This window comes from Algibacter sp., assembly GCF_049667265.1.
GTDB lineage: Bacteria > Bacteroidota > Bacteroidia > Flavobacteriales > Flavobacteriaceae > Algibacter_B.
Genome location: NZ_JBATHX010000114.1, coordinates 1 through 14,772 on the forward strand (window position 1 = coordinate 1; position 14,772 = coordinate 14,772).

The following is a 14,772-nucleotide window of genomic DNA, read 5'->3' on the forward strand; positions in this document are numbered from 1 at the left end:
GGGCAAAGCTCTAAAAAGACCTATTGAAGTTCCACGAGATAAATTTGACGAACAGGAAGTTGAAAAGGAACAACAAAAAGCTTCAGAAGAATTAGAAAAGAAAGAAGAACAAGAGGGTTCTAATCCAGAACAGAAGGAACCTAGTGATGAAAGGAAACAGAATGCTAAAAACGCCAAGGAAAGCCAAAAGAAAGCTGCTCAAAAAATGAAGGAAATGAGTAAGCAAATGCAAGGCGCAATGCAATCGGCTGGAGGTGAGCAAATGGAAGAAGATGTGGATATGTTACGTCAAATTTTGGACAATTTGATAGTGTTTTCTTTTGACCAAGAAGCACTTATGGATCAATTTTCATCTATTGAAGCAAATAATAATAGGTATGCGTCATATCTTAAAACACAAAATAACTTAAGGGAACATTTTGCACATGTTGATGATAGTTTGTTTGCTTTATCACTTCGTCAACCAAAACTTTCTGAACAGGTTAATAAGGAAATAACAGAGGTGTATTACAATATTGATAAAGCCCTTAGTTTACTTGCTGAAAATCAAATTTACCAGGGAGTTTCTAATCAACAATTTGCCGTTACTGCAGCGAATAATCTTGCAGATTTTTTAAGTAATGTGTTAGACAACATGCAAGAAAGCATGAGCATGTCTGCTGGAAAAGGCGGCCAAGGTGATATGCAGTTGCCAGATATTATTATGAGCCAAGAGGAACTGAATAAGATGATGGAAGACGGAATGAAAAAGGGTGAACAAGGCAAACCTAAGGAAGGCGAAGGTAAAAAACCTGGTGAAGGTGAAAAAGAGGGCGAAAAAGGTAAAGACGGAAAGTCTGGTAAGGACGGTAAAGGAAAAGGTGATAAAAAAGGAGAAAATGGACAACAATCCGGAGGTGAAGGTGAAGGCACTAATGAAGACCAGAATGGGTTACTTTACGAAATCTACCAACAACAACAACAATTGCGTCAAGCGCTTCAGGATAAGTTGTCTAAAGAAGGTAAAAGTGGAAATGGCGATGCTTTTCTAAGAAGAATGGAAGATATTGAATTGGATTTATTGAATAAAGGATTTACGCAGCAAACGCTTCAAAAAATGATGGAATTGAAACATCAATTATTAAAAATGGAGAATGCAACCTTTCAACAAGGTGAGGATAATAAACGTGAATCTGAAACTAATAAAAAAAGTTTTGATAATAACACTAATAACCAAATTCCAAATGCAAAACAATATTTTCAAACTACTGAAATATTAGATAGACAAGCTTTACCTTTGCAGCAAGTTTATAAAAAGAAAGTGCAAGAATATTTTAAAAAGGAAAATGATTAATTTCAATTACGAAACAAGTTTTAAATTAGATTCAGAGGAACAAATTTCCAAATGGATAATTGAAACAATTGCTTCTGAAAATTTTAAATTGGAAGAGATTAATTATGTGTTTTGTGATGACGATTATCTTCATAAATTGAATGTTGAATTTTTAAAACACGATACGCTAACGGACATTATTAGTTTTGAATATTCAGTCGGAAAAATTATACAAGGAGATATATTTATTTCTGTTGAAAGAGTAGCAGATAACGCTAAAGATTTTGGCGTTTCATTTGAGGAAGAAGTAAAAAGAGTCATCATACATGGTGTATTACATTATTGTGGTTTTAAAGATAAGACGGATGATGATGCTAAGGTGATGCGCGATAAAGAGAACTTCTATCTTTCTCAACTAATTCAAGGTTAAAGATTTCAACGTATATTTGCAAACTTAAAATGGCGTTGTGTTCCACGTGGAACATAGTTAAATTTAAAAACAACTGTTATGTTGAGTGCAGTCGAAACATTTCAATAGAAAAATAAAACTAAATCATGTTTAACGAAGTTTATGATGTTATAGTTGTTGGAGCAGGTCATGCAGGAAGTGAAGCTGCAGCCGCTGCTGCCAATATGGGAAGCAAAACATTGCTTGTTACCATGAACTTGCAAAACATTGCGCAGATGTCTTGTAATCCGGCTATGGGCGGAATTGCAAAAGGACAAATTGTACGTGAGATTGATGCGCTTGGTGGATATAGTGGGATTGTTTCAGATACATCGGCTATTCAGTTTAAAATGCTTAATAAATCTAAAGGACCTGCCATGTGGAGTCCAAGAGTGCAAAGTGACAGAATGCGTTTTGCAGAAGACTGGAGATTACTTTTGGAAGGCACACATAATCTTGATTTTTATCAAGAAATGGTTTCTGGGTTGTTGGTCGAAAATCATAAAGTGGTCGGTGTTAAAACATCTTTAGGAATTGAAATTAAAGGGAAGTCGGTTGTTCTAACAAACGGCACTTTCTTAAATGGATTAATTCATATTGGAGATAAGAATTTTGGTGGAGGAAGAGCTGGTGAAAGAGCTGCTACTGGAATTACTGAACAGCTTGTAGAATTAGGTTTTGATTCAGGTAGAATGAAAACAGGAACACCGCCAAGAGTTGATGGTAGGAGTTTAGATTATTCTAAAATGCTTGAACAACCCGGTGATGCTAATCCTGAGAAATTCTCTTATTTAGATATTACGAAACCATTAGAGCATCAACGTTCTTGTCACATGACTTATACAAGTCTTGAAGTTCATGATTTACTTCGTGAAGGGTTTGATAGATCGCCAATGTTTAATGGTCGAATTAAAAGTTTAGGACCCCGTTATTGTCCTTCTATTGAAGATAAAATTAATCGTTTTGCGGATAAAGATAAACACCAATTATTTATTGAACCAGAAGGTTGGAATACTTGCGAGGTTTATGTAAATGGATTTTCTACATCCTTACCAGAGGATGTTCAATTTAAAGCATTGCGTTCTGTAGTTGGTTTTGAAAACGTGAAATTCTTTAGACCTGGATATGCTATTGAATACGATTATTTTCCACCAACACAATTAAAACACACGCTTGAAACTAAGCTTGTTGAAGGCTTGTATTTTGCTGGTCAAATAAACGGAACCACAGGATATGAAGAAGCCGCTTCTCAAGGATTAATGGCTGGCATAAATGCTGCTTTAAAAGTTCAAGAAAGAGATGCTTTTACTTTAAAAAGAGATGAAGCTTATATAGGTGTTTTGATTGATGATTTAATTACTAAAGGAACAGAAGAGCCTTATAGAATGTTTACATCTAGAGCTGAATATCGAACGTTATTGCGTCAAGATAATGCCGATAAAAGATTAACTCCTAAAGGATTTGGACTTGGTTTAGCTTCTGAAAAGCGTTTAAAACGCATGGAAGAAAAACATGAAGCGGCTGAAAAATTTGTTAACTTTTTTGAGAACGAAAGTGTAAAACCAGAAGTGATTAATCCTATTTTGGAATCTAAAAATTCTGCTCTTGTAAAACAATCTGGAAAGCTATTTAAGGTATTTGCTAGACCAAATATTGAAATGGATGATATTAGAAAGGTTGAAAGTGTTGAGGCTTATATTCAAGAAAATAGTTTGGATAGAGAAGTTATAGAGCAAGCAGAAATCCAAGTAAAATATGCTGGGTATATTGCCAAAGAAAAAAATAATGCAGATAAATTAACGAGGTTAGAATATGTAAAAATCCCTGCGAATTTTGACTATTCAAAAATTAAATCAATGAGTTTTGAAGCGAGGGAAAAGATGAAAAAAATTCAGCCTACAACCGTTTCTCAGGCATCTAGAATTAGTGGGGTTTCGCCAAATGATATTTCTGTTTTATTGGTTTATATGGGACGCTAAGTGGATAATCGATACTTTAAATTTGATATGTTCCACGTGGAACGTTTTAGTAATTTCATTTATATTCTTGTTTCATAATCTATTTATAACGTCACCTTGAGCGCAGTCTAAAATTCTTTTTAAAATCATTTGCACTATCTAAAAACGTGGTAAAACAAATTTCAAATCATATCTATTTAAAAGTAAAAGACCACTCTGTTTCTGGAGAAGAATTTGAATTAATTCAGAATTCAGAATACGGTTTTTTAGAAACTATTCCACAACCAACTTCAAATAGCTTATCGGATTATTATAAAAGTGAAGACTATATTTCGCATACAGATTCTAAAAGAAATTTATTCGAAAAAGCATATCATTTAGTCAGAACCATTTCCTTGAAAAATAAATTAAGTTTAATTAATTCATTTCTTTCAGAAGAAAAAAAACTTTTAGATGTTGGATGCGGAACGGGCGATTTTTTACAAACGGCCTATCAAAATAATTGGAAAGTTTCAGGAATAGAACCAAACGAAAGAGCAAGAGAAATTGCCAATAAAAAAACAAACAATTCAGTTTTTGAAATAGAACAACTTCTAAAGTTTGAAGCGCATAGTTTTGATGTCATTTCACTTTGGCATGTATTAGAGCATTTACCAGATTTGGATGATCATATAGCAATCTTCAAAAGATTGTTGAAACCAAATGGCACATTATTAATTGCTGTACCAAACTACAATAGTTATGATGCAAAACACTATAAAGAATTTTGGGCGGCTTATGATGTACCGAGACATCTTTGGCATTTCAATCGAGAATCAATTTCTAAAATAGTTTCAAAGTATGCTTTAAAAGTTGTAAAAGTAAAACCCATGTGGTTTGATTCTTTTTATGTCAGTATGCTTTCGGAAAAATATAAAACTGGAAAAATGAATGCGGTTAAAGGATTTTGGATTGGAATGCTATCAAATTTAAAAGCGATGGGGTCAAAAGAATCTTCGTCTTTAATTTACATCATAAAAAACAGCTAAAATCGATTTCTGTTCAGTCTGTCATTTCTTTGCACCAGTAACCACCCAAATACCAGCGAGCTTTTTCAAAGCGCCTTAAAACGCTTTATATTAATTCATTTTTAATAGAAATTACCTATTTAAAAAGGTGTTATCTATAAATATTACTGATATGTTAAAATCAAACCAATTCCGCATTTGTTTTTAACTTACTTTATTACTTTTGTTCGGATTTAAAAATCAAACAACCAAAAAATTAAAAACTGATGAAAAACATAATTTACTTAGTATTTGCAATGTTATTTTTTGCTTCTTGTGAAAAGCCTAATAAAATTGCTTTTGTTGATAACGGAACTTTAATAAATGATTATCAAGAAAAGAAAGATGTTGAAGCGAAGTTCCAATTAAAGGAAGAAGCCTTCAGAAAAAGAGCCGACAGTATAAGTCAAGCATTCCAAGCAGAAGCACAAAAAGGACAAGCAGAAGCACAACGATTAGCTAGAAGTAATAGACAGAAAGCCGAAGAGTTAATGGGCGGTTTGCAACAAAAGCAACAACAATTACAACAACAAATGCAAATGGAACAACAGATTTTGACACAAGCGTTTCAAACTGAAATTGATTCCGTTATTGTTAACGTAAAAGATTTTGTAAAAGACTACGGAAAAAAGAACGGTTACAATTATATATTAGGAACTAGTGATGCTGCAGCTACCGTAATGTATGGTGCTGAGCAAAGTGATTTAACGCAAACTATTTTAGATGCCCTTAATACGGATTATAAAAAGTAGAAAAATAGGACATTTATTGTAATAACATGAAACTGGCTTATGCCAGTTTTTTGTGCTAATTGGTTAAAAATATATATTATTTTTGCTGCTTTAAATGATTTATGGAAACCAAAAACCTTCAACGCATAGCGTTAAGTTCATACTTTTTTTTATCGGGTTTATGCTTTTCATCATGGGCATCAAGAATACCAACGTTAAAAGACTTTTTTCATTTAAACGATGCACAGTTGGGCTCCTTGTTATTAATAATGCCATTTAGCGCCTTAATTGGTATTGTTGCTTCTGGTTGGTTAGTTTCAAAATTTGATACCAGAAAACCATTAGCCGCTTCTTTCGTTCTTTTTGCATTAGCTTTAATTGGAATTTCATTCGCAAAAACGACTTTAATATTAGTTGTTTTATTAGGTCTTTTTTCTGTTTTTTTACGCATCCTTAATATTGCTATGAATGCCCAATCCATATCACTTCAAAAGGAATTTAATAAAAAAATAATTGGTTCTTTTCATGGTATTTGGAGTATTGGAGGTGTTGTTGGTGTCTTGTTTTCTACGGTGATGTTAAAATTGGGCGTGTCCATTGAAGTTCATTTAACTTCAATAGGTGTTATAACTGTTTTAGGTTCTATAATTGCTTACAAGTATTCCTTGAAAAATGATAAATCAACTGTTGGGAATAAATTAGTATTAGGAAAACCAGATCCACTTATTTTTTATCTAGGATTACTTATATTTTTCGCTGCCATTTGTGAAGGTGGCATGTATGATTGGAGTGGCATTTATTTTAAGGAAGTAGTAAAAGAGGATATATTCACGTATGGATATTTATTATTTATGACTTGCATGGCAACATCAAGGATTTTCCTTGATAAACTATTAGACAGAATGAGTATGGCAGTTATGTATATTATTAGTGGTATGCTCATTTCAATAGGCATATTAATAGCCATAATTTTTCCTCACTTTTGGACTGCTTTAATTGGGTTTTGTTTGGTAGGAATTGGTGCTTCTGCTGTTTTCCCAATGACTTATATTTTGGCTGGAAAATCAAAAAACTATTCTCCAGGAATGGCTATTTCAATAGTAGGAACATACGCTATTATAGGCGTGTTTATTGGGCCGCCATTAATTGGCTATTTGTCACATGCTTTTGGTTTGCAATATGCTTTTTTTATATTAATGTTTTGCGGGTTAATGTTTATTCCTATTTCTCAATTATTTTTTAAAAGCGAAAAGAATCAGGTTTAGCTAATTTGGTGGTTTGGTATAAAAAGAAAACGCTTTTTCAATAAGCGAAACTTCCATATTTCCTGTTCCAATTAACTCACCATCCGCTTGAATATAAGGTGCGTTTTCTTGGTTAAATTGAACGGTAACAGATTTCGTTTTTAAAGAGACTACTTTTTTATTCTCTGTAATGGTACCATTAAAAAGCTTCACTAAGTTTTTAATAATTTCAAACTTTCTAAAATCTTGAGCAATGGTTACATCTAATAACCCATCAAAAGGATCTGGCTTATCTGTTAGTTGCATACCTCCGCCGGAATATTTACAGATGCCAATTAAAATCATAAGCGTTTTTCCTGAAATAACTTCAGAATTTAAACCAACTTTGGAGTCAAAGTTTCTAAAGGAAAACAAACTCACTAAAGTTCCGTATAAATACGCTAAAGCACCAATATGTTTGTGTTTTCCAACCTTACTCACCACCAGTCCATCAAAACCAACGCCAGCTAAATTGTTAAAGAATACCGCCGGTTTTGAACTATTTTTAATAACTAGTTTCCCAATATCCTGAGTTGCTAAAACGCCATTTTTAATTATTTGAATAGCTGCCTCAAAATCTAGAGGAATATGGTGTGTTTTAATCCAATCGTTTCCTGTTCCAATTGGAATTATGCCCACTTTAATTTCAGATGAAAGAAAATCATTTTGAGTCATAATACCATTCAAAATATTATGTAAAGTGCCATCGCCACCAATGCAAATAATATTGGTTATACCATTTTTTATAGCTTGATGAACAAGTGTAGTGCTATGTTTAGAATGTGTGGTAAAAGCAAACTCAAAGTCAAAAAGGTGTGTTTCTAAAAGGGATTTAATTTTTGGCCAATGTTTCTTGCTCGATCCATTACCCGAAGTTGGGTTAATAATAACGAACCAAGTATTGGATTCAGCATCCATTATTCGGCTTTTTTATGAAGTAATCGTGTTAATTTAATGGATAAATCGGTCAATATAATTTTAGAATTCCCGTTGCGCTCAATATGGTAAATGGCGTCTTGCAATTCGTTGCTAATGTCCATAATGTTATTACCATGAACAAAAGGCGCGAAATTTTCAAGTTTAAATTTCTCCGTTTTTGGCTCTAAATATACCAAGTCTGTGGCGTTATAATTCAGCAATAAAGCCTGCCTAAAAAAGTCCAAACAAAAATTAAGAAACTGCTTTTGAGTTTCGCGTCCTGTTTTGGCAATATCTTCACTCCAAGAAATTAAATCGTGAATAGCCGCTTTGTTTCCTTTGGCTTTAAAAGCACTACGAATCCAAAATACAAACCAAGTTTCGAACTGAATATCTTCAGAGTCTTGATACACCAAATCGCATGCTTTATTGTAATTCCCATTAGCCTGATGTGCAATTTTTGTGGCAACTGCAATATCAATATTATACTGTTTTATTAATCCTTCTATAATATTATTTTCAGCCAATGGCGAAAAATGTAAAATTTGGCAACGCGACCTAATGGTGTTAATAATTTGCTCTTCATCTTCAGCAATTAAAAGGAAAACAGTTTTGTTTGGCGGCTCTTCAATTAGCTTTAAAAGCTTGTTGGCACATTGCCTATTCATTTTTTCTGCCATCCAAATTAGCATCACTTTATAACCACCCTCGTAAGATTTTAAGGTTAGCGCTTTTGTAATCTCGTAAGCTTCTTCAACACTAATTAAGCCCTGTTTATTGTCAACACCAAGCAACTTATACCAATCAAAAAGGTTGCCATAAGGCTGTTCTTTTAAAAGTTGACGCCATTCCTCAAGGTAAAAACTAGAAACGGGTTTACTTTTTACTTTTTCGCTTGTAGTAACCGGAAAGGCAAAATGCAAATCGGGATGCGAAAAGTTTTTGAATTTCAGGTTACAAGCATCGTTCCCCGTGTTATTTTCACCACCAGAATTCGAGCATAAAATATACTGTGCATAAGCCAAAGCCATTGGCAAAGTACCAGAACCCTCTTTACCAACAAATAGCTGGGCATGCGGAATTCTACCATTATCAACACTTTGGGTGAGGTGGTTTTTAATATGATTTTGGCCTAAAATATCTTCAAAAAGCATAAAAACAAAAGTAAATGAATTTTTTCGGTTTGAAATTTTATCCTTTAAAATTATTTATGCGTTACGCCTCCTAAGGTCGTCGCCGGGCTTTTCGTTACAAGTCCTCGCTTCCAAAAGGTCGCTGTGTGCTTCCTGCCTGCCGGCAGGCAGGTCCACTTCAATCCCTAACGCGCTTATTTGCTAACTTGGTTTTCTAAATTGAAGGTTGTTTTATTCAGGACAAGACAGAGGTTCGTTTAACGGTCTTGTGTATGATTAGTTGCGTGGTTAAGCACGAAAGTTAGCAAATAAATACCGAATAGAAAATCCGCGAGGATTTTCGTAAGTATGCTAGAACCAAGCAATTAATTATACACGGTGTTATGCCACGTTATTTTTCCGAAGTTGTTAATTCTGTCAGATATTTCTCCGTGTATTTTTCTCCAAAATTGTCAATCGTAATTGCAAAGGCGAAATGTAAAATAAGTGCCGTAAATATTCCGAATAGTATAGACTTTGGGCTTAAAAAAGACATTGCCAGTATAAGCACAACAATCAAAATTCCGTAAGTTAATTTGAGCCAAAAGAATGACTTCATTGCCTTTGCGGTAGCTATAGTCTCTGTTTTTACAAAATCCGATTTATTGTTTTCATAAACCGAAATCTTGTCATCAATTTTTTGTTGGTATTTAAGATATGTAGGGAACATTGCAGTCATTTCAATAATCCCGACTACAATCATAGTAATTGCAAAACTTTTATGATTCGAAAATAATAGAAAAAGCAAACCAACAACTGTCGAAATAATTCCAATTATTCCAGCGAAAAGAAATAATGTTTTTTCACTATTCAAAAAATCGATTATCCAATCCATATTTCTTGGTTTACTTTTCAAATTTATAATTATTTCCAAGTTACAATATCCTTAAAATCTCTTCTTGATTTTGCGTGAGGTGGTTCTTCTTTTCTATAACCGAAAGCGACCATAAATGATAAGCCATATTTATCTGTATCTATTCCAAATTTCCCTCTTAATAAAGCCTCTGCTTTTTCTTGATGAAATCCTTCAATTGGGCAACTATCTATTCCGTTTAAGGCAGCAGCAGTCATCATATTTCCTAATGCAATATAAGTCTGTTTTGAAGCCCAATCAAATAATTTTTTGTCAGTATCTAAATCAAAATCATTTTCTTGAAATTCTCTATAAAATTTCGAATACATTTCAATGACATCTTCTGGTAGTTGTTTTACTTCTTTCATCATATGCATAATGTAGTCTGCATCGTGTTTTACCATGGGTGCTTTCATGCTTAATCCTAAAATAAAATGACTTGCAGTATCTAATTTCACAGGCGCTCCCCAAGCTACTGGTTTTAATAACTCTCGTAATTCTTGATTTTGAACTACAACAAAATGCCAAGGTTCAAATCCAAATGAACTTGGTGATAAATTTGCGGTTTGTAATATAAAATTTATATCATCATCAGATAGTTTTTTAGTTGCATCAAATTCCTTTGTCGCATGTCTAAATTGAAACGCATTTATAATGTCTTTTTTGGAAATATTTGGTGTATTCATTTTTTAATTTTTTATTACTATAATTTTTATAGTTGCAAAAGTAAGTATAGTATTTTATCTTTGCAATAACGGTCAAAAAGGATAGTATAAAATTTATTGAATATATGTATCAATTTAAAGGAAAAGAATACCCTTGTTGTGCAAGTTTAACAATGGGAATAATAGGTGGTAAATGGAAAACTGTAATCTTGTTTCATTTGAGGGAAAGTGCATTACGCTATAACGAGTTAAGAAAAGAAATGCCTACTGTTACCGAAAGAACATTAAGCTTGCAATTAAAGACATTAGAGGAAGATGGAATTATAAAAAGAACTGTTTACACATCTAAACCACCTTTAAAAGTGGAATATTCATTAACTGATTTTGGTAAAACACTAATTCCTGTAATAATGTCTATTGCAGAATGGGGCGTTTTTGCGGTTGAAAATCAAACTAATTAAAACTGGTTTTAATATTCGGTTAATTTGAAAAAAATGCAGACTACAATTCTATAGTCTGCATTTTTGATTTTATTCTAATTAAATTTAAAATTTACCATTTTCATTTTTCCATTCTTCTTTTGGTGCAATAGTTTCCATTACATCCCAATGTTCAGCTATTTTTCCATTCTCAACTCTGAATAAGTCAAAAAATGAAGTGTGTTTATCTCCAAACGAACCTTCGCTAATGGTTAATACAAAATTCCCTTCTCCTAAAACTCTATGTACTTTATCAAATTTCATTGTAATTCCTTGTGAAGCCAAATATTCCAATGCTTTTCCAAGTCCTGAAAGTCCATCTGCAATGTTAGGATTGTGCTGTATGTAATTATCTCCATCAAAATATCCAGCCAATTTTTCCATTTTTCCATTTACCAAAATGTCTTCTACAAAGTTCTTTACGAGAGTTTTGTTTTCTTCAGTTTTGTTGATGTCCTTGATTTCGGTTGTTCCATCAATCATAGTATGTCCACTTGGATTTGGATTTTCTGGTTTTTCTTGCAGATTATCCCAATGTTCTACGATTTTTCCATTTTCAAACCTGAAAATATCGAAACCGATTTTTGGTCCAAAAAAATTATAATCCGTTTGAGTGAAAACAAAATCGCCATCTTCAAAAGCTCTAACTGTGCTCACTTTCGCAGAATTAGGTGGAAGTTGTTGCAATAATGCCCCAAATCCTGCAAGTCCGTCTACAACTCCAAGATTGTGTTGAATATACTTGTTTGGGTTAATAAAACCAACTGGTTCTTGAGCACCAGTTTCGATGCTTTTTAAAAGAGCAATTACTTTTTCTTTGTTTGAAATTTCCATTTTTTCTTCTTTTTTATTTGTTGAATTTGTTTTTTGGCTTTTACAAGATGTTAATCCTATTGCCAAAATTACCGTTGCACTTAATAGTATCTTTTTCATTTCTATGATTTTAAATTGATACTGCAAAGTTGCAATGAAGAAGAAGAAAAGAAACGATAAAAAAAGTCCTTTGAATGATACTTTTACGCCAAATTGAATCTTTCTCTAAAATCAACAGGTGTTTTTTCAATATGTTTTTTGAAGTATTTAATGAAGTTTGTTGGCTCTTCAAAACCTAACGAAAACGCTATTTCTTTGACGCTTACATTTGTATGAGACAATAACCTTTTTGATTCTAACAAAACTCTATCGTCAATGATATTTTTGGGTGTTTTTCCAAAAATTTTAGAAGTAGCTTGATTAAGTCTTTTTGGTGTCAAGTGCATTTCTTTACAATAAAAACTAACTTTTTTATGACTTACGAAATTGTCATCTAATAACGTTTTAAAGTATAATGCTTGTTCAAGGTTGGCATCTTTTTTTAATTCTATAAAATCTTGTTTTCGTCTTTCCCTTTCACAATGTAGTAAAAGGTTACGCAAGTCGTTTCGAAGCAAGTCGGATTGGTAGTTGTCTTTAGAGTTCTTTAATTCAGTTTCCAATAATTCAAAAATAGTCTCAATAATAGAGCTGTTCTTGGGTATTTGAATCTGTGAAATAGATAGCAAGTCGTTGAACAAAATACTACTTCTCAAAAACTTTGTATCTGTTTCTGTTTTGCAGAAAAAACTGTCAGTAAATAAAATTGCTTTTCCACTAAATCTTGTTTTATAATCAAATAGTTGAACACTATTTTTATTGACAAAAAGTAATGAGTTCGGTTTGATTTTTATTGAGTTGAAATCGACCAAATGTGTTGGCGTTCCTTTTTGAAACCATAAAATTTGATAAAATTCCGCTCTATGCGGTTTTTTTATTTCTTCGGGAAATTCATTGAAAAGAAAGTCAAAATCAATGATTTCAAATTCCTGTGGAAGTCCTTCTTTGAAATCATATTTTTGAATTTTATCTGTCACTATTTCATAGTTTTAAAGCTTACTTCTGGTAAATATAGTCAGGTTTACTAAATTTTGATTGTATTTATTATGTTGGTTTTAATGTGGCATAACGGTTTTACGCATATGAAATCGTTTCAATGTTTTATATCCGACGTTAAACGAAGGTAGTTGAAATTTTTTACAAAGTCAATTCATATACTCATCTGATAAAACAATTAATTTGAGTAAAAATTGTTATAAAATTTCAGAAGATAAAAAACAGAATTATGGTTTTCAACCATTCAAATCTCTAAGGCAAAATAGCGTATTCCAATAAAATTAAAAATTTCTTTTCAATCTACATCGTTTTCGTGAAAAAAGTCATTTTTTATCGCTTTATAATTAGTTACATTTGTGTTTCAAACACTTAAAAAACAAAAACATATATATAATGAAAACGCTTAACGATTTTAATTTTAAAAATAAAAAAGCATTAATTAGAGTAGATTTTAATGTGCCTTTAAATGAGAAGTTTGAAGTTACAGATGCCACAAGAATTGTATCTGCAAAACCAACAATCATTAAAATTCTAGAAGACGGCGGAAGCTGTATTTTAATGTCGCATTTAGGACGTCCAAAAGGATTTCAAGATGAGTTTTCATTAAAACACATTGTAAATAAAGTAGAAGATGTTTTAGGTGTAGAAGTGAAAATGCTAGCTGATTGTATAGGTAAAGATGTTGAAGCTGCAGCTGCAAGTTTACAACCAGGTGAAATTTTATTACTTGAAAACTTACGTTATTATAAAGAAGAAACTGCTGGCGATGTTGATTTTGCTAAAAAATTAGCAAAATTAGGAGATATTTATGTTAACGATGCCTTTGGTACTGCTCACAGAGCGCACGCTTCTACAACTATCGTGGCTCAGTTTTTTGAAGGTAAAAAATGTTTTGGTAGCTTATTAGCTCAAGAAATTGAAAGCATCAATAAAGTTATGGAATCAGGAGAAAAACCTGTATTAGCTATTCTTGGTGGTGCAAAAGTTTCTTCAAAAATTACGATTATTGAAAACATTCTTGATAAAGTAGACCACCTAATTATTGGTGGTGGTATGGCATTTACGTTTGTAAAAGCACAAGGCGGAAAAATAGGAAACTCTATTTGCGAGGACGATAAAATGCCGTTAGCTTTAGATATTTTAAAGCAAGCCAAAGCTAAAAACGTTCAAATTCATATTCCCGTTGATACGATTGCTGCTGATGCTTTTAGTAACGATGCAAACAAACAAACTGTTGATATAAATAAAATTCCTGATGGATGGGAAGGTGTTGATGCTGGACCAAAATCTATCAAACTATTTCATGATGTAGTAATGCAATGTAAAACAATCCTTTGGAACGGACCATTAGGTGTTTTTGAAATGGAAAGTTTTGCAAAAGGCACTATTGAATTAGGAAACTCCATTGCTGAAGCTACTAAAAACGGCGCATTTTCACTTGTTGGAGGAGGTGATTCTGTGGCGGCTGTTAAGCAATTTGGTTTTGAAGATAAAGTTAGCTACGTAAGTACTGGTGGTGGCGCTATGCTTGAAAGCTTAGAAGGAAAAACACTTCCTGGAATTGCTGCTATTTTAGAATAATTTAATACACCTCTCAGGTTTCTAAAACCCGAGAGGTGTTAATATATTTTGTTCTTAGAAAAATAAATACGATTTTAGCCATAATATCATTCATTAATTGGTTTTATGGCTTTTCGGTTTTTCATAGTATTATGTCTTTTTAATATAAGTGTTTGTTTTGCGCAAACACCAGAATCTAATTCAATACAGAATACAAAAATAAACGATACCATTGCGGTTGAAGAGTTTATAGTTAGAGACTCTATAGTAGTAGACCATACGCGAACGGTAAAAGTTATTGAAGCTGAAATAGACAGCACATCAATCAATAATTTAAAGGATAATGAGTTTGTATTAAAACTCGACGAAGCTTGGTTTGAGGAGCTGTACAGCAATCGTTTATTCGATACCATCTACAAATCGGTAAGTGAGCTAGATT

The 14,772-nt window shown here is 32.6% G+C and carries 13 protein-coding genes and 2 pseudogenes; 9 read left to right on the forward strand and 6 right to left on the reverse strand.

Features of this window, described 5'->3' with window-relative positions:
• The 6 genes and pseudogenes from WBN21_RS04005 to WBN21_RS04030 all read left to right on the forward strand — a co-directional run.
• Positions 1-1,333 (forward strand): annotated as a pseudogene (locus WBN21_RS04005) (hypothetical protein); the annotation flags it as partial.
• Positions 1,326-1,742: an rRNA maturation RNase YbeY gene (gene ybeY, locus WBN21_RS04010; protein WP_424198005.1), complete on the forward strand. Its 417-nt coding sequence runs from the start codon at positions 1,326-1,328 to the stop codon at positions 1,740-1,742. The pseudogene WBN21_RS04005 and the gene ybeY, both read left to right, overlap by 8 nt.
• A gap of 125 nt (positions 1,743-1,867) precedes the next feature.
• A complete protein-coding gene (gene mnmG, locus WBN21_RS04015) occupies positions 1,868-3,739 on the forward strand; it encodes a tRNA uridine-5-carboxymethylaminomethyl(34) synthesis enzyme MnmG (protein WP_424198006.1) in 1,872 nt (623 codons plus the stop codon).
• A 146-nt stretch (positions 3,740-3,885) separates the two neighbouring features.
• Positions 3,886-4,746, forward strand: coding sequence for a class I SAM-dependent methyltransferase (locus WBN21_RS04020; RefSeq protein ID WP_424198007.1), 861 nt, complete (start codon positions 3,886-3,888; stop codon positions 4,744-4,746).
• Positions 4,747-4,991: 245 nt separating this feature from the next.
• On the forward strand, positions 4,992-5,516 hold the full coding sequence (locus WBN21_RS04025; RefSeq protein WP_424198008.1) for an OmpH family outer membrane protein: 525 nt from the start codon (positions 4,992-4,994) through the stop codon (positions 5,514-5,516).
• 101 nt (positions 5,517-5,617) lie between these two features.
• Complete coding sequence (locus tag WBN21_RS04030; RefSeq protein ID WP_424198009.1) at positions 5,618-6,760, forward strand: MFS transporter; 1,143 nt, start codon at positions 5,618-5,620, stop codon at positions 6,758-6,760.
• Here WBN21_RS04030 and WBN21_RS04035 read toward each other — a convergent pair whose 3' ends face one another.
• The 4 genes from WBN21_RS04035 to WBN21_RS04050 all read right to left on the reverse strand — a co-directional run bounded on the left by WBN21_RS04035 (position 6,761) and on the right by WBN21_RS04050 (position 10,407).
• A complete protein-coding gene (locus tag WBN21_RS04035; protein WP_424198010.1) occupies positions 6,761-7,696 on the reverse strand; it encodes a diacylglycerol/lipid kinase family protein in 936 nt (311 codons plus the stop codon).
• On the reverse strand, positions 7,696-8,850 hold the full coding sequence (locus tag WBN21_RS04040) for an ATP-binding protein (RefSeq protein ID WP_424198011.1): 1,155 nt from the start codon (positions 8,848-8,850) through the stop codon (positions 7,696-7,698). The genes WBN21_RS04035 and WBN21_RS04040 overlap by 1 nt, the downstream gene beginning before the upstream one ends.
• A gap of 370 nt (positions 8,851-9,220) precedes the next feature.
• The gene (locus tag WBN21_RS04045) at positions 9,221-9,703 is read right to left on the reverse strand and encodes a hypothetical protein (RefSeq protein WP_424198012.1); all 483 of its coding nucleotides are present in this window, start codon (positions 9,701-9,703) and stop codon (positions 9,221-9,223) included.
• 29 nt (positions 9,704-9,732) lie between these two features.
• Positions 9,733-10,407 carry an NAD(P)H-dependent oxidoreductase gene (locus WBN21_RS04050; RefSeq protein ID WP_424198013.1) on the reverse strand — a complete coding sequence of 225 codons (675 nt, stop codon included), beginning with the start codon at positions 10,405-10,407 and terminating at the stop codon, positions 9,733-9,735.
• Between the two features lie 104 nt (positions 10,408-10,511).
• Between WBN21_RS04050 and WBN21_RS04055 the strand changes: the two genes are divergently transcribed.
• On the forward strand, positions 10,512-10,847 hold the full coding sequence (locus WBN21_RS04055) for a winged helix-turn-helix transcriptional regulator (RefSeq protein WP_424198014.1): 336 nt from the start codon (positions 10,512-10,514) through the stop codon (positions 10,845-10,847).
• Between the two features lie 84 nt (positions 10,848-10,931).
• On the opposite strand, the gene WBN21_RS04060 is transcribed toward WBN21_RS04055, so the two are convergent.
• Both WBN21_RS04060 and WBN21_RS04065 read right to left on the reverse strand, forming a co-directional pair.
• A complete protein-coding gene (locus tag WBN21_RS04060; protein ID WP_424198015.1) occupies positions 10,932-11,798 on the reverse strand; it encodes a nuclear transport factor 2 family protein in 867 nt (288 codons plus the stop codon).
• An 83-nt stretch (positions 11,799-11,881) separates the two neighbouring features.
• Positions 11,882-12,754, reverse strand: coding sequence for a helix-turn-helix domain-containing protein (locus WBN21_RS04065; RefSeq protein ID WP_424198016.1), 873 nt, complete (start codon positions 12,752-12,754; stop codon positions 11,882-11,884).
• Between the two features lie 412 nt (positions 12,755-13,166).
• On the opposite strand from WBN21_RS04065, the gene WBN21_RS04070 reads away from it, so the two are divergent.
• On the forward strand, positions 13,167-14,354 hold the full coding sequence (locus WBN21_RS04070) for a phosphoglycerate kinase (protein WP_424198017.1): 1,188 nt from the start codon (positions 13,167-13,169) through the stop codon (positions 14,352-14,354).
• A gap of 105 nt (positions 14,355-14,459) precedes the next feature.
• Positions 14,460-14,772: pseudogene (locus WBN21_RS04075) on the forward strand (lytic transglycosylase); the annotation flags it as partial.

Excerpts from the sequence above, each read along its gene's own strand:
- ybeY (WP_424198005.1), top strand. The coding sequence starts at position 1,326 with ATGATTAATTTCAATTACGAAACAAGTTTTAAATTAGATTCAGAGGAA.
- WBN21_RS04070 (WP_424198017.1), top strand. The coding sequence starts at position 13,167 with ATGAAAACGCTTAACGATTTTAATTTTAAAAATAAAAAAGCATTAATT.
- WBN21_RS04025 (WP_424198008.1), top strand. The coding sequence starts at position 4,992 with ATGAAAAACATAATTTACTTAGTATTTGCAATGTTATTTTTTGCTTCT.
- mnmG (WP_424198006.1), top strand. The coding sequence starts at position 1,868 with ATGTTTAACGAAGTTTATGATGTTATAGTTGTTGGAGCAGGTCATGCA.
- WBN21_RS04050 (WP_424198013.1), bottom strand. The coding sequence starts at position 10,407 with ATGAATACACCAAATATTTCCAAAAAAGACATTATAAATGCGTTTCAA.
- WBN21_RS04030 (WP_424198009.1), top strand. The coding sequence starts at position 5,618 with ATGGAAACCAAAAACCTTCAACGCATAGCGTTAAGTTCATACTTTTTT.
- WBN21_RS04055 (WP_424198014.1), top strand. The coding sequence starts at position 10,512 with ATGTATCAATTTAAAGGAAAAGAATACCCTTGTTGTGCAAGTTTAACA.
- WBN21_RS04045 (WP_424198012.1), bottom strand. The coding sequence starts at position 9,703 with ATGGATTGGATAATCGATTTTTTGAATAGTGAAAAAACATTATTTCTT.
- WBN21_RS04040 (WP_424198011.1), bottom strand. The coding sequence starts at position 8,850 with ATGCTTTTTGAAGATATTTTAGGCCAAAATCATATTAAAAACCACCTC.
- WBN21_RS04060 (WP_424198015.1), bottom strand. The coding sequence starts at position 11,798 with ATGAAAAAGATACTATTAAGTGCAACGGTAATTTTGGCAATAGGATTA.
- WBN21_RS04035 (WP_424198010.1), bottom strand. The coding sequence starts at position 7,696 with ATGGATGCTGAATCCAATACTTGGTTCGTTATTATTAACCCAACTTCG.